The organism is Mycobacterium sp. NGS58 (assembly GCF_059812385.1).
In genome coordinates this window covers 34,398-48,217 of record NZ_JCALCO010000013.1, presented here as the reverse complement: position 1 = coordinate 48,217, position 13,820 = coordinate 34,398, and the positions used below count along the sequence as shown (strand labels likewise).

12 protein-coding genes are annotated in these 13,820 nt (G+C 67.2%); 7 read left to right on the top strand and 5 right to left on the bottom strand.

Features of this window, described 5'->3' with window-relative positions; all coding sequences use genetic code 11:
* Positions 1-32: 32 nt before the first annotated feature.
* Positions 33-3,206, top strand: a complete 3,174-nt coding sequence (locus tag AC5Y4H_RS14220) for an ATP-binding protein (RefSeq protein WP_499982666.1) — start codon at positions 33-35, stop codon at positions 3,204-3,206.
* Positions 3,207-3,246: 40 nt separating this feature from the next.
* Here the strand turns inward: AC5Y4H_RS14220 and AC5Y4H_RS14215 are convergent, their stop codons facing one another.
* A complete protein-coding gene (locus AC5Y4H_RS14215) occupies positions 3,247-4,071 on the bottom strand; it encodes an SDR family oxidoreductase (RefSeq protein WP_499982664.1) in 825 nt (274 codons plus the stop codon).
* A 57-nt stretch (positions 4,072-4,128) separates the two neighbouring features.
* On the opposite strand from AC5Y4H_RS14215, the gene AC5Y4H_RS14210 reads away from it, so the two are divergent.
* The gene (locus tag AC5Y4H_RS14210; RefSeq protein ID WP_499982661.1) at positions 4,129-4,821 is read left to right on the top strand and encodes a demethylmenaquinone methyltransferase; all 693 of its coding nucleotides are present in this window, start codon (positions 4,129-4,131) and stop codon (positions 4,819-4,821) included.
* A 7-nt stretch (positions 4,822-4,828) separates the two neighbouring features.
* Here the strand turns inward: AC5Y4H_RS14210 and AC5Y4H_RS14205 are convergent, their stop codons facing one another.
* Positions 4,829-5,239, bottom strand: a complete 411-nt coding sequence (locus tag AC5Y4H_RS14205) for a DUF732 domain-containing protein (protein ID WP_067355900.1) — start codon at positions 5,237-5,239, stop codon at positions 4,829-4,831.
* A 105-nt stretch (positions 5,240-5,344) separates the two neighbouring features.
* Positions 5,345-6,574, bottom strand: a complete 1,230-nt coding sequence (gene menJ / locus AC5Y4H_RS14200) for a menaquinone reductase MenJ (RefSeq protein WP_499982660.1) — start codon at positions 6,572-6,574, stop codon at positions 5,345-5,347.
* Positions 6,575-6,596: 22 nt separating this feature from the next.
* Here menJ and grcC1 point away from each other — a divergent pair, with 22 nt between their 5' ends.
* From grcC1 to AC5Y4H_RS14185, 3 genes are all read left to right on the top strand, one after another.
* Positions 6,597-7,604 carry a nonaprenyl/(2E,6E)-farnesyl/geranylgeranyl diphosphat synthase gene (grcC1, locus tag AC5Y4H_RS14195; protein WP_499982659.1) on the top strand — a complete coding sequence of 336 codons (1,008 nt, stop codon included), beginning with the start codon at positions 6,597-6,599 and terminating at the stop codon, positions 7,602-7,604.
* Positions 7,605-7,711: 107 nt separating this feature from the next.
* The gene (htpX, locus tag AC5Y4H_RS14190; protein WP_499982657.1) at positions 7,712-8,575 is read left to right on the top strand and encodes a zinc metalloprotease HtpX; all 864 of its coding nucleotides are present in this window, start codon (positions 7,712-7,714) and stop codon (positions 8,573-8,575) included.
* A 192-nt stretch (positions 8,576-8,767) separates the two neighbouring features.
* Positions 8,768-9,010, top strand: coding sequence for a helix-turn-helix transcriptional regulator (locus tag AC5Y4H_RS14185; protein WP_499982656.1), 243 nt, complete (start codon positions 8,768-8,770; stop codon positions 9,008-9,010).
* Positions 9,011-9,029: 19 nt separating this feature from the next.
* Here the strand turns inward: AC5Y4H_RS14185 and AC5Y4H_RS14180 are convergent, their stop codons facing one another.
* On the bottom strand, positions 9,030-10,580 hold the full coding sequence (locus tag AC5Y4H_RS14180) for a SulP family inorganic anion transporter (RefSeq protein WP_499982655.1): 1,551 nt from the start codon (positions 10,578-10,580) through the stop codon (positions 9,030-9,032).
* Between the two features lie 238 nt (positions 10,581-10,818).
* Complete coding sequence (locus AC5Y4H_RS14175) at positions 10,819-11,844, bottom strand: NAD(P)H-dependent glycerol-3-phosphate dehydrogenase (RefSeq protein WP_499982654.1); 1,026 nt, start codon at positions 11,842-11,844, stop codon at positions 10,819-10,821.
* A gap of 464 nt (positions 11,845-12,308) precedes the next feature.
* On the opposite strand from AC5Y4H_RS14175, the gene AC5Y4H_RS14170 reads away from it, so the two are divergent.
* Together AC5Y4H_RS14170 and AC5Y4H_RS14165 are read left to right on the top strand one after the other, a co-directional pair.
* On the top strand, positions 12,309-12,611 hold the full coding sequence (locus tag AC5Y4H_RS14170; RefSeq protein WP_499982653.1) for a PE family protein: 303 nt from the start codon (positions 12,309-12,311) through the stop codon (positions 12,609-12,611).
* 15 nt (positions 12,612-12,626) lie between these two features.
* Positions 12,627-13,820: a PPE family protein gene (locus tag AC5Y4H_RS14165; protein ID WP_499982649.1), complete on the top strand. Its 1,194-nt coding sequence runs from the start codon at positions 12,627-12,629 to the stop codon at positions 13,818-13,820.

Here is a 13,820-nt window from a genome sequence, read left to right as displayed (position 1 = left end):
AACATTGGGGGCCCGGATCGGCGGAGGGTCGAATGACGGCCATAGCGGCGTGCCAGACCTGTGGCACTGAGCCTCTGGAGAACGCCCCGTTCTGCCATGGCTGCGGCTCCCCGGTCAAACGACCGGAAACCCGCGCGGAGTACAAGCAGGTCACCGTCCTGTTCGCCGATGTAGTGCATTCGATGGACATCGCGGCGACGGTGGGTGCGGAGCGGCTCCGGGAGATCATGGCCGACGTCGCCGACCTCTGTGCGGCGGTGGTGCAGCGGTACGGCGGCACGGTGGACAAGTTCACCGGCGACGGCATCATGGCGGTGTTCGGCGCGCCGCTTGCGTTGGAGGACCACGCCGTTCGCGCCTGCTTGGCGGCGCTGGGGGTGCAGGAGGAGACGAAGCGGCTTGCCGTCGACGTCGATGCCCGCGACGGCGTGCATCTGCAGTTGCGGGTGGGTCTCAACTCCGGTCAGGTGATCGCCGGCGAAATCGGCTCCGGGCCTTTCGGTTACACCGCGATAGGCGAGCAGGTCGGCATGGCGCAGCGGATGGAATCGGCGGCTCCGGCGGGCGGGGTGATGCTCAGCGCGTCGACAGCTCGCCTCGTCGAAGATGCGGCGAACCTTGGGGAATCCGAGTTGGTTCGGATCAAGGGTTCCACCACGCCGGTGCCGGCCCACCGCCTGCTGTGCATGGCCGATGAGCAGCGCGGTGCCTGGCGGGCCGAGTCGAAGCTGATCGGTAGAAGCGCAGAGATGTCGGCGGTCGAGAGCCTGCTTGAACGCGCACTCGATGGCCACGGCGCGGTTGTTTCAGTGGTAGGGCCACCGGGCATCGGCAAGAGCCGCTTGGTGCGCGACGTCTCGGCCATGGCGGCCGTTCGGGGCGCCGACGTGTTCGCCACCTCGTGCGAATCCCACACCAGCCAGATTCCGTTCCACGCCGTGGGGCGGTTGCTGCGCGCGGTCACACGCATCAAGGGACTGGACCCGCCCGCGGCACGGGCACGGATCAGGGCTCGGGCGCGCGAGGCGGAGCCGGAGGACTTGCTGCTCCTGAACGACCTGCTGGGCATCGCCGATCCCGATGTGGAGCTGCCCAAGATCGATCCGGATGCGCGGAGGCGACGGTTGACCGGGTTGGTCAACGCCGCGTCCCTGGCCCGCGGAACCCCGGCGCTGTTCGTCATCGAAGACGCCCATTGGCTCGATGAGGTCAGCGAGTCCCTGCTGGCCGATTTCATCGCCGTGATCCCGAAGACACGGACACTGGTGCTCGTCACCTACCGCCCCGAATATCAGGGCGCGTTGAGCCGGGTGGCTGGCGCCCGAACCATTGGCCTTTCGCCACTGAGCGAGCCGGAGACCGCAGGATTGGTCTCGCAGCTGCTCGGTGCGCACCCGTCAGTCGGCGAGTTGGCCACGATGATCACCGAGCGCGCGGCCGGAAACCCGTTCTTCGCCGAAGAGATAGTGCGGGAGCTCGCTGATCGCGGTGTGTTACAGGGCAATTCGGGCACGTATATCTCGACCACCGAAGGCGCCGCGGTGCGCGTGCCTGCCACGCTGCAGGCCACTATCGCCGCGCGCATCGACCGGCTGGGCGCGCAGGCGAAACGCACCCTGAGCGCGGCGGCGGTCATCGGCTCGAACTTCAATCGGGATCTCCTGGAGACTTTGGGCATTGAGCCGGTGCTCGAGGAACTGGTGTCGGCCCAGCTCATCAATCAGGTCGAGACCAGCCAGCAGCCCGAGTATGTGTTCTACCATCCGCTGATTCGCACGGTGGCCTACGAATCGCAGCTCAGATCGGACCGCGCCGAGGTGCACCGGCGCATCGCGGGCGCGATCGAATCACGTGCCCCGGCGGCGGCGGATGAGAATGCCGCCTTGATCGCCGGTCATTTGGAGGCAGCCGGTGATGGGCATGGCGCTTATGGCTGGCACATGCGAGCCGCGGCATGGGCGACCAACCGCGACATCGCCGCGGCGTGGCTGAGCTGGGAACGTGCCCGATCGATCGCCGACGGCCTGCCCGCCGATGATCCGAACCGACTGGCCATGCGGATTGCCCCCCGAACCATGCTGTGCGGCATCGCCTTCCGGGTCAATGAGCACGTGGCAGGCGAGCGCTTCGACGAATTTCGCGAATTGTGCGCAGCCGCAGGTGATAAGGGGTCACTGGCCATCGCGATGGTAGGACTGGTGATGGATCTTGCGCTTGACGACCGGCGGCGCGAAGCCTCGCAGGTGGCATCGGAGGCGATGGCCCTCATCGAGCCGATCGGCGACCCCGTCCTGACGGTGGGATTGTCCGTCGCCCCGATCTTCGCCAAAGGTGAGAACGTCGAATACGTGGATGTGTTGCGGTGGTCCCAGCAAGTCATCGACCTCGCCGACGGTGACCCGGCCAAAGGCAACTTCATCATCGGATCCCCCTTGGCGCTGGCGTTGACGAACCGGGCTATCGCGCGTTATGCCCTCGGCCGTGACGGATGGCGGGAAGGCCTCGAGCAGGGCCTGGCCATGGCGCGCAGCACCGACCCCATGTCCTACGTCACGGTTGCCGCGTACGTCTACTTCGCGGGAATAGCTTTCGGCGCAGTGAGATCCGACGATCGTGCGGTACGCGAGATCGAGAATTCGTTGAAGATCGCCGAACGATCCGGTGACGATATGGCGCTGGCGATCGCCCGCATGACGTTGGGCGTTGCGCTGGTGCATCGGGATGCAGGCATTGACCGTGACCGAGGGCATCGGCTTTTGGCCGAACTCAATGACGGGTCCGCACGCCCGAAATACCTGCTGTCGCAGTTATCGATCGTCGAGATGTACTTGGCGCGTGAGAGGGTTCGGCGTGGAGATAGCACTGAGGCCATCCCGCTCATGCATGCCACGGTCGACCATCTGTTCCGCAAGGGTTTGGGGCTGGGGTGGGGCCTTCCCGCGACGGGCGCTCTGGTGGAGGCACTGCTCGATCACGCACCCGCCGAACATCTGATGCAGGCCGAGGCGGCACTCGAGCGGCTGGCACGCGAACCGGCCGCGGAGGTTCTGGCGATACGTGAGGTTTGGGTGCTACGACTACGCGCGCTGCTGGCGCGAGCGCGCGGTGACGACGCCTCCTACCAGGACTTCAGGAATCGGTATCGCGCCATGGCCAACGAACATGGCTACGACGGCCACATCGCGTGGGCCGCGGCGATGCCATGACAACAGGAGTCGTGGAGGCGCACGCTAGGTAGTCACCAAGTTACCCCTGCGCGAGCTCAGCGACGGGCTGCCATTCCGCCCAGTTCCGCAGCCGGCTCTCGTAGTCGGCCTTGGCCGTTTCCAGCGGTGAAGATCCGAAAAACACTCGCAGCGGCGGCTTTTCGGCGTCAACCACCTTCAACACGGCGGCTGCGGACGCCGACGGATCACCGGGGCTCGCCCACCGGCGGCTGCGCTCCGCTTGGACGGCGGCGCGAACCTCGTCATAGGCCGGCAGCGGATCGGCGTGCCTGGCCGAGTCGCCGGCCCAGTCGGTGTCGAAACCACCGGGCTCGATCAGCGTGACGTGCACACCGAACGGCGCGACCTCCTGCGCCAGCGCCTGCGAGAAGCCCTCCAGCGCCCACTTCGACGCGTGGTAGATGCCGACCAACGGGAACGCGGTGATGCCCCCGATCGAGGACACCTGAATGATGTGGCCGCTGCCTTGCTCGCGCAGATAGGGCAGCGCTGCCTGGGTGATCCACAGTGCCCCAAAGACATTGGTCTCGATCTGATCGCGTGCGTCCTGTTCGGAGAGTTCCTCGACGAAACCGAATTGACCGTAGCCGGCGTTGTTCACCACGATGTCGAGCCGGCCGAAGTGGTCGTGCGCCTGCTGGACCGCCGCGAAATCGGCGGCCCGGTCCGTCACGTCCAGCCGAATGGGCAGCAGCGCGTCGCCGTACTTCCGCACCAAGTCGTCCAGCGAGGCCGGGTCGCGCGCCGTGGCGGCGACCTTGTCGCCGCGCTCCAGGGCCGCGATCGTCCACGCCCGCCCGAAACCTCGCGATGTACCGGTGATAAACCAAACTTTTTCAGTCACGCTGACGTACAACGCCTACCGCGCGACCTCATTCCCCCAGCGGGTAGCGTTTCTCGCGTGAGTCGCGCGGAATTGGACAAGGATCCCCGGGATGTCGCGTCGATGTTCGACGGCGTCGCCCGCCGGTACGACCTGACCAACACTGTGCTGTCCATGGGCCAGGACCGGTATTGGCGCAGAGCCACCCGGTCGGCGCTGGCCATCGGGCCCGGTCAGAAGGTGCTGGACCTCGCCGCGGGCACCGCGGTGTCCACCGTGGAGCTGCAGAAGTCCGGGGCGTGGTGCGTGGCCGCCGACTTCTCGGTCGGCATGCTGGCGGCGGGTGCGGCGCGCACCGTGCCGAAGGTTGCCGGCGACGCCACCAGGCTGCCATTCGGCGACGACGTATTCGATGCCGTGACAATCAGTTTCGGACTGCGCAACGTCGTCGACACCCAGGCCGGGCTGCGCGAGATGGCCCGCGTCACGCGCCCGGGCGGCCGGCTGGTGGTGTGCGAATTCTCCACGCCCAGCAACGCGCTGTTCGCCACCGTCTATAAGGAGTACTTGATGCGGGCGCTGCCGCGGGTGGCGCGCGCGGTGTCCAGCAATCCCGAGGCGTACGTGTACCTCGCAGAATCGATCAGGGCGTGGCCCGATCAGGCGGCGCTGGCGCAGCAGATAACCCGGGCTGGGTGGTCCGGGGTGCGCTGGCGCAATCTGACCGGCGGCATCGTCGCCCTACATGCGGGGCACAAGCCCCTGCGCTGAGACGGTTCTAGTGATTGCCGGCGGCTTGCACGAAGCCGACCTGGTCGGGGCAGTAGTGGTCGACCGCGGCGCCGAGGAACTGGAACGCCTGACCCTGGGTGGTGCCACGTGGCAGGTTGCGCTGGATGAACGTCGCCGACTTGTACGCGTCGCCGTCCACGCCCCGGCCGATCCGCTCGCAGGTGATCTTGCCGAGCCAGGCCAACTGGTCCTGCGGCTGGTAGATGCCAAAGCCGTTGACGGTGTTCTTGAACGGAGCGTCGTAGTCGCTCGGGGGCGACGGCGTCCGCGGGGTGGGGTATGGCGCTGTCGGCGGCGGATCCGCCTGCGCCGGCACGGAGAGCTGCGCCGGCGCGGCCAGCGCGGCGAGCGCAATGGCAGCGGCGGCTCCGATAGTAGCCAGCGTCGTTCCCTTCATTAGCTGGACTATACACGCCCCGTTCCGGCTGCGCGGGCGAAAGCCCATCGCCGATTTTTGGGCCCCCACGCGGGACCGCAACCCGCCGACCAGCTGCGATGTGCGTCAGCTGAACGGCGTTCGGCGGTCCAGCAGCCGTGAGAGCCGCCCGCCGCCCCGCCAGGCGCGCGCCACCCAGTCCGCGTCGTCGTCGGTGACCAAATTGGCCATGACCCGCACGGCGATTGTCATCAGCGTCGTCGATCGCATCGCGATCGGTCCGGTCGACGGCAGGAACCGCTGGAAGGTCAGCAGCAGCGCCAGCCTGCGTGCCACCGAGAAGCCGCGGCCGTAGTGCTGCTGCAGCAGCGACGGCCACACCTGCGACAGGTCGGGGCAGTCCAGCAGCGCGGCGGCCAGCCGCCCGGTCTCGAGGCCGTAGTCGATGCCCTCCCCGTTGAGTGGGTTCACGCAGGCCGCGGCGTCGCCGATCAGCATCCAGTTGGCGCCGGCCACCCCCGACACCGCGCCACCCATCGGCAGCAGCGCCGAGGCCACCGCCCGCGGCTGGCCGGTAAAGCCCCACTCGTCGCGGCGCAGGTCGGTGTAGTAGTCGATCAGCGGCCGCAGCGCCAGATCGGCGGGCCGTCTGGACGTCGACAGTGCTCCGACGCCGATGTTCACCTCGCCGTTGCCCAGCGGGAAGATCCAGCCGTAGCCGGGCAGGACCGCGCCGTCGGGAGAGCGCAGTTCCAGATGCGACGTCAGCCACGGGTCGTCGGCCCGCGCGGTGGTCAGATAGCCGCGGGCGGCGACCCCGTACACCGTCTCCTGGTGCCAGCGCCGGCCCAGCTTCCGGCCCAGCGACGAGCGGGCACCGTCGGCGACGATCAGCTGACGGCAGCTCACCTCGGTGCCGTCGGCCAACGTCACGCAGGTGACCCGGCCCGATGAATCATGTTGTGCGGCAACGACCTTGGTGCCGAGTAGCATCCGCGCCCCGGAATCTTCGGCGACTTTGCGGATCTGGTCGTCCAGTTCGAAGCGGGCCACCGCGCTCCCGGTCGACGGGAAGGACGGGCCGGGCCAGTCGACTTCCACCTCGCCGCCGAACCCGCTCATCCGCAGTCCCCGATGCCGGATGCGGGTGTCCAGCCAGTCGCGCAGCCCCAGCCGTTCCAGCTCGGCGACCGCGCGCGGGGTCAGCCCGTCGCCGCAGGCCTTGTCGCGGGGAAAGCTGGCCGAATCGACGACCAGTACGTCCTTGCCCGCGCGGGCGGCCCATGCCGCCGCCGCCGAACCGGCGGGTCCCGCGCCCACGACCACCACTTGGGCTCGGGTCACTCCCGTCTTCATGCACACCAGTATGTTTGGTGCCGTGAGTACTCCGGCAACGGTGGTGGCGGGCGTCGACTTCGGCAACCCCGCTTTCGCGGCGACCGTACGGGACGGTGTGGGGCGGATCGAGCAGCTCATGGACACCGAGCTGCGCAGCGCCGACGACATCATGACCGAGTCGCTGACGCACCTGTTCAAGGCCGGCGGCAAGCGGTTCCGGCCGCTGTTCACGGTGCTGTCGGCGCAGATCGGACCCAATGCGGACAGCGCGGATGTCACCATTGCCGGCGCCGTCATCGAGCTGGTGCACCTGGCCACGCTGTACCACGACGACGTCATGGACGAGGCGGAGGTTCGCCGCGGCACGCCCACCGCGAACGTGCGCTGGGGCAACAACGTCGCGATCCTGGCGGGGGACTATCTGTTCGCCACGGCCTCCCGGTTGGTTTCCCGGCTGGGGCCCGAGGCGGTGCGGCTGATCGCCGAGACGTTCGCCCAGTTGGTGACGGGGCAGATGCGTGAGACGCGCGGTTTCGTCGAGGGATCGGACCCGATCGAGCACTACTTGAAAGTGGTGTACGAGAAGACCGCGTGCCTGATCTCCGCGGCGGGCCGGTTCGGCGCGATGTTCTCGGGTGCGGACGCCGATCAGGTGGAGCGGCTGAGCCGCCTCGGCGGCATCGTGGGCACCGCGTTCCAGATCTCCGACGACATCATCGACATCGACAGCGACTCCCACGAGTCCGGCAAGCTGCCCGGCACCGACGTGCGCGAGGGCGTGCACACCTTGCCGATGGTCTACGCGCTGCGCGAACCCGGCCCCGAGGCGGCGCGGCTGCGCGAGCTGCTGGTCGGGCCCATCGAAGACGACGCCGCGGTGGCCGAGGCGCTGGCGCTGTTGCGGGCCTCGCCGGGCATGGCCAAGGCCAAGCGGTCGCTTCACGAGTACGCCGAGCAGGCGCGCCAGGAGCTGGCCCTGTTACCGGACGTCCCCGGCCGCCACGCGTTGCAGACGCTGGTCGATTACACGATCAGTCGGCACGGCTAGCGTCGCTGTCGACGGTCCCGCGGAACCAATAAGGGCATCTCGGGCGTTCAATGAGCTGTAATCGGCAGTAACGCGCGTTCCCGAGTGTTCGAAAGGTAAGGACACCGATGACCTGGCATCCGCATCACAACACGTTCAAGACGTTCGCGTTGTTGGTTGGCATGTCCGCGTTGATCGTGTTCGTCGGGTCGCTGTTCGGCAGGACCGCGATGTTCCTTGCCGTGCTGTTCGCCATCGGCATGAACGTCTACACGTATTTCAACAGCGACAAGCTGGCGCTGCGGGCGATGCACGCGCAGCCGGTCTCGGAGGTGCAGGCGCCGGCGATGTACCGGATCGTGCGAGAGCTGGCCACCGCGGCGCACCAGCCGATGCCCCGGCTGTACATCAGCGACACCAACGCCCCCAATGCGTTCGCGACCGGGCGCAACCCCCGCAACGCGGCGGTCTGCTGCACCACCGGAATTCTGGACATCCTCACCGAGCGCGAGTTGCGCGCCGTACTGGGACACGAGCTTTCGCACGTCTACAACCGCGACATCCTGATCTCGTGCATTGCGGGGGCGCTGGCGTCGGTGATCACCGCGCTGGCCAACATGGCCATGTTCGCCGGCTTGTTCGGCGGTAACGACCGTGACGGCGAGAATCCCTTTGCGCTGCTGCTGGTTTCGCTGCTGGGACCGATCGCGGCGACGGTGGTGCGGTTGGCGGTGTCGCGGTCACGCGAATACCAGGCCGACGAGTCGGGCGCGGTGCTGACGGGTGACCCGCTGGCGCTGGCGTCGGCTCTGCGCAAGATCTCCGGCGGGGTCCAGGCGGCCCCGCTGCCGCCGGAGCCCCAGCTGGCCAGCCAGGCACACCTGATGATCGCCAATCCGTTCCGGGCGGGCGAGCGGATCGGGTCACTGTTTTCGACACACCCGCCGATCGAGGACCGGATCCGCCGGCTCGAGGAAATGGCCGGGCGCTAGGCCCGGCGGCAAGGAGCCAGGCCTGCAGCTCACCGAATGTGTGGGATATGGCCCCACATTGGGCGCAGACGTGGCTCAGGCCGTTAGGGAACGGTGGCAAGTAAACACCGCGTGCATAGAGCCCAAACGGCAAGTAACATCGGACGTAGCTGTAGTCCTTGTGCTGGCCATTCATGAAGGGCCGTGATTGCGATGCCGGATGCTAATTCAATCGATATTCACGAAGCCGGGCTGGCACTGGATCTGCCCGACTTGATCTTCGAGACACGAGCCGGCGCGGGGATGAACCAGGCCCAGCTGGCTGAGGCGCTCGGCACCACTCGCGAAGCCGTTGCCGCGTGGGAAGACGGGACCGAGGTGCCCCGTGTCGACGTGCTCCAACGGTTGGCCCAGGTATGCGGTAAACGGTTGCACATCCGCATCGACGTCGACTGAGGCTCCGGGCCCCGGCCAATTACGCTGCGGCCTCGGGCCTTTCGGCTTCGACCAGCGGTTCGTGCGCGTCGCGTTCGCCCGTCTCGTTCAAGCCCTCGAGATAAACCGTCCCGCCCGTGGCGTCATGCTGTTGCTTCCAATCGGTAATGGTCTGGTGGGCCGCGTGATCGAGGTAGTGGACCGCAATGGCCACGGTCACCGTCGCGCCTCGCGGAAGCGACGACAGCACTCGCGTCAGCCTCGGCAGCACCAGGAAGGTGCATGCCGCGCCCTCGATGCTCACCCGCCATTGGTCGTCCAGCTCCGTGGCTTCGATCTTGGCCCGGATCACCCGCCATCCGGTGAGCGCGATCGCCAGCGCGAGTCCGATCATGACTCCGTGCAGGAGGTTGAGGAAGATGACGCTGACGGCCGTCACGACGTAGACCGCGAGATCACCGTGCTTCATTGCGGTTTCGATGTGAGCCGGCTTCAGCAGCTGGATCCCGATGACGATGAGCAGCCCGGCCAGGGCGGCGGTGGGGATCTCCTCGACCAGCCCGGCGAACGGGATGGTGAATAGCAGGATCCAGACTCCGTGCATGATCGCCGAGGCGCGAGATTTGGCCCCCGCGTTGACATTTGTCGAGCTGCGGACGATCACTCCGGTCACCGGTAGCCCGCCGATTGCGCCCGACACGATGTTGGCGGCTCCCTGCCCCACCAGTTCGCGGTTGAAGTCGGTACGTGGCCCGTGGTGCATCCGGTCGACCGACACCGCCGACAGCAGGCTCTCGACGCTGGCGATGAGCGCCACCGTGATCACCCCGATCGCGATCGCGCCCCAGTTGCCGTGGGGCAGCTCCGGCAACTGCAGCGCATCCAGCGGCGACCCCTCCAGGTCGATCCGGCGCACGTGGAACGGGAAGACCACCGAAATCACCGTCACCGCGACAATGGCGACCAGGGGACCCGGGACGCGGCGCACTTTGGCCGGAACCCATCGCCACGCCACCAGGATGACGATCACCAGCACCCCCAGGATCACCCCGGGGCGGTGCGCACCGATGATCTGGCCGGGCAGTCCGATGAGGTTGTGCCAGGCCGTGCTTTTGGATTTCCCGCCGAGCAACACGTGCGCCTGCTGCAGGGCGATCGTGATGCCGATGCCGGCCAGCATGGCGTGCACGACCACCGGTGAGATCGCCAGGGCGGCGCGCGCAACGCGGCTGAGGCCCAGCAGGACCTGCACGGCCCCAGCGGCAACGGTGATCAAGCACGTGATGCCCCAACCGAAATCGGACACCAGGCCGGCGACGACCACCGTCAGTCCGGCCGCGGGACCGCTGACCTGTAGCGGGGATCCGCCCAGCGAGCCGACGATGATGCCGCCGACGATCGCGGCGATCAGGCCGGCGAGCACAGGGGCGCCCGAAGCGATCGCGATGCCCAGCGACAACGGCAGTGCCACCAGGAAGACCACGAGTGAGGACGGCAGGTCGTGCCGGACGACGCTGCGCAACCGATCGATACGCGGCTCGGTCCGGGTTGGGGTACGGGTCTTCTCGCCCGACTGTTCAACGTTGTGCATCGGTCGCGTCCCTCGGTAGGTGTTAGCGGGGGATGTACCGATATCCGCCCCATTGTGCGCTCATTACCTCTTCGTAACGCGCTGGCGTACAGACGATTACGAACGAACGGACCCGCAGGATCGCGCCCGGAACCGCTGGCTGCCTGGATCGACGGTATTTTGCTGGCACAGGGCGGTCAAGCCGACGGGCGCGGCCCATAGAGAACGCAAAGATTTGAATTTCCTGGCGTTAAACGACTCAGAAGCCGGAGCCGTGCACCTCATGGCCGGGTACCTCGGCGATGAGGCCCCGATAGGCCTCCTCGACGGTGGAGCCGTGGTTGATCACGGCGTCGACTTCACGGGCGATCGGCATCGTCAGGCCGAATTCGTTGGCAAACTCCATGATCACGCTGGCGGCCTTGACGCCTTCGGCGACCTGGTTCATCGAGGCTATGATCTCGTCGATCGGCTTGCCCGCTCCCAGTTGTTCACCGACGTGTCGGTTACGGCTGCGCTGGCTGGTACAGGTGACGATCAGGTCGCCCAGGCCGGCCAGGCCCGGGAAGGTGTCCGGATTGCCGCCCAGGGCGACGCCCAGCTTCGTCATCTCGCGCAGCGCGCGGGCGATCACCAGCGCACGAGTGTTCTCCCCGATGCCCAGCGAGTAGCCCATCCCGACAGAGATGGCGTAGACGTTCTTCAGCGCGCCGGCCATCTCCACCCCGATGACGTCGTCGGTGGTGTACACGCGGAAGCGCCGCGTGCGGAACAAGCCCGACAGCCGGGTCGCCAGATGCTGGTCGGGCATCGCCAGTACCGCCGCGGCGGCATAACCCTCGCCCACCTCGCGCGCGATGTTCGGCCCGGCCAGGATGCCCGCGGGGTGGCCGGGCAACGTCTCCTCGATGATCTGCGACATCCGCATGTTGGTGCCCTGCTCGAGCCCCTTGACCAGTGACACCACCGGCACCCACGGTCGCAGCTCCTTGGCCAGCTCGCTCAGCACCCCCCGAAACCCGTGCGAGGGAACGCCCATCACGACGACGTCCGCCGAGTTCGCCGCCTCGGCGAAGTCGGTGGTGGCGCGCAGGGTGTCGCTCAGCACGACGTCGTTGCCGAGGTAACGGCTGTTGCGGTGGTTGTCGTTGATGTCGGCGGCGGTCGCCTCGGAGCGCACCCACTGCAGCGTCGGCCCGCGACGCGCGCAGATTGAGGCCACGGTGGTGCCCCAGGAACCGCCACCGAGGACGACGACTTTGGGTTCGCGCTTCTCAGATGCCATGGCGATCAGCGTATTGCCGACACCTGCGATTTTGTAGGAGTTTACGAAGCAGGGGGGCACCGTGCCTGCACACCTCGCACGGGCCGGCGTGGTATTCGCGGCTGTCCATGCTGAATTCATATTTGTGCGCGACAATATTTGCGTTCGCTCTGCCGGCGGCGGTGGTTTGTGCGGAACCGCCTCAAAATGCATGGGGAATTCATATTGTTTCCCCGGGATGACGCGCTTTTGACTAAGCAAGGGAAGCGACGCCATGTCCGGCAACAGACGATGGCCGATGCCATTTCGCCAAAAACCAACTGCCTCAAAGCCACTGGTGAGCCACGCGCTCAGCCTAAAAATCAGCATGAGTGTTGCCGGAAAGGCAAGCTCAGAGTCCATTTCAATAAATTGTTGACATTTGTTTCGCCAAACCCTCGTTTAGCGTTTCGCGACATCCGAACACACGCTGAAGGGAAAACAATATGTCTTTCGTGACTGTGCAGCCAGAGAAGCTGTCGGCGGCGGCGAGCAATCTCGCGTCGATCACCGCGGCGCTTAACGTCGGCAATGCGGCCGCGGCCATCGGTACGACGGGGGTCGTACCGGCCGCCGCCGACGAGGTGTCCGTGTTGACGGCGGCGCAGTTCGCTGCCCACGCGGTGCGGTTTCAGGCGCTGGTCGCCCGGGCGCTCGCGGTGCATGAATTGCTGGCGGCAACCCTGGCGCAGAGCGCGGGAACTTACGCGGCCACCGAGGCCGCGAACGACGCCGCCTCGGCGCTGTAGGACGGAGACACGCACGTGGACTACGCGCTACTGCCGCCGGAGATCAACTCCGGGCGCCTGTACGCGGGCCCGGGAGCGGGTCCGTTGTTGGCCGCCGCCGCAAGCTGGGGTGAGTTGGCCGCACAGTTGCACAGCAGCGCGGCCTCCTTTCAGTCGGTCATCTCCGCACTGACCGGTGGACCGTGGTTGGGCCCGTCGGCGTTGGCCCTGGCTGCGGCGACCACCCCGTGTGTGACGTGGCTGCGCACCAGCGGGGGAAACTCCGAACTGGCCTGCAGCCAGGCGACCATGGCGGCGGCAGCCTACGAGACGGCGTTCGCGCTGACGGTGCCCCCACCGGTGATCGCGGCCAACCGCGCGCTCCTCGCGTCGCTGATCGCATCGAATGTCTTGGGACAGAACAGTGCCGCCATCGCGACCGTCGAGGCGGCGTACTTCGAGATGTGGGCACAGGACGCCGCGGCTATGTACGGCTACGCGGAATCCTCGGCGGCGGCCACGCAGTTGACGGACTTCGACGAGCCGGTGGAAGTGACCAATCCCGGCGCATCGTCCGAGCAGGCCGCCGCGGTCGCGAAAGCCGTTGGCAATTCGGGTCAGAACGGGGCGCAGGACGTCGCGGCGAACGCGAACGAGCAGGCCGCGGCGAACTCGCAGACCCTGACTGAGCCCACCTTCGGCAACCTCAAGCCGATCGATGAATGGATTTCGGAGAACACCCCGTTCGACGACATGGCCTCGATGTACTCGAAATACGTTGTGCCGTATATCCCGTCGGGGCAGGTAGGTGTTCAGACGGCACAGTCCTTCGGGCAGATCAGCAACGGGATCACGGCCATGAGCACATTCGGGAAGGCTCTGGCACCCGCGGCCTCCTCGGCGGCTCAGGCGGCGGGAAACGGCGCCACTGCGCTGGGCGCGGCCGGAGCCGGTGCGGGCCACGCGGGGTCGGTGGCAGCCGGGGTGGGGCGCGCGGTTCCGCTGGGAGCGCTGTCCGTCCCGCCCAGCTGGGCTCCGGTCACCGCCGTCACCAACCCGGGGGTCGCCGCGCTGACGAGCGCGACGTCCGAGGTGTCGCCCGCCCCGAACGGGTTGCATCCAATGCCGATGGCGCCGTTCGGGACGATGGTCGGACAAGGTGGGTGGCGCAACCTGCCGACCTACGGATTCAAACCGTCGGTCATGGCCAGGCCCCCGGCGGCGGGCTAG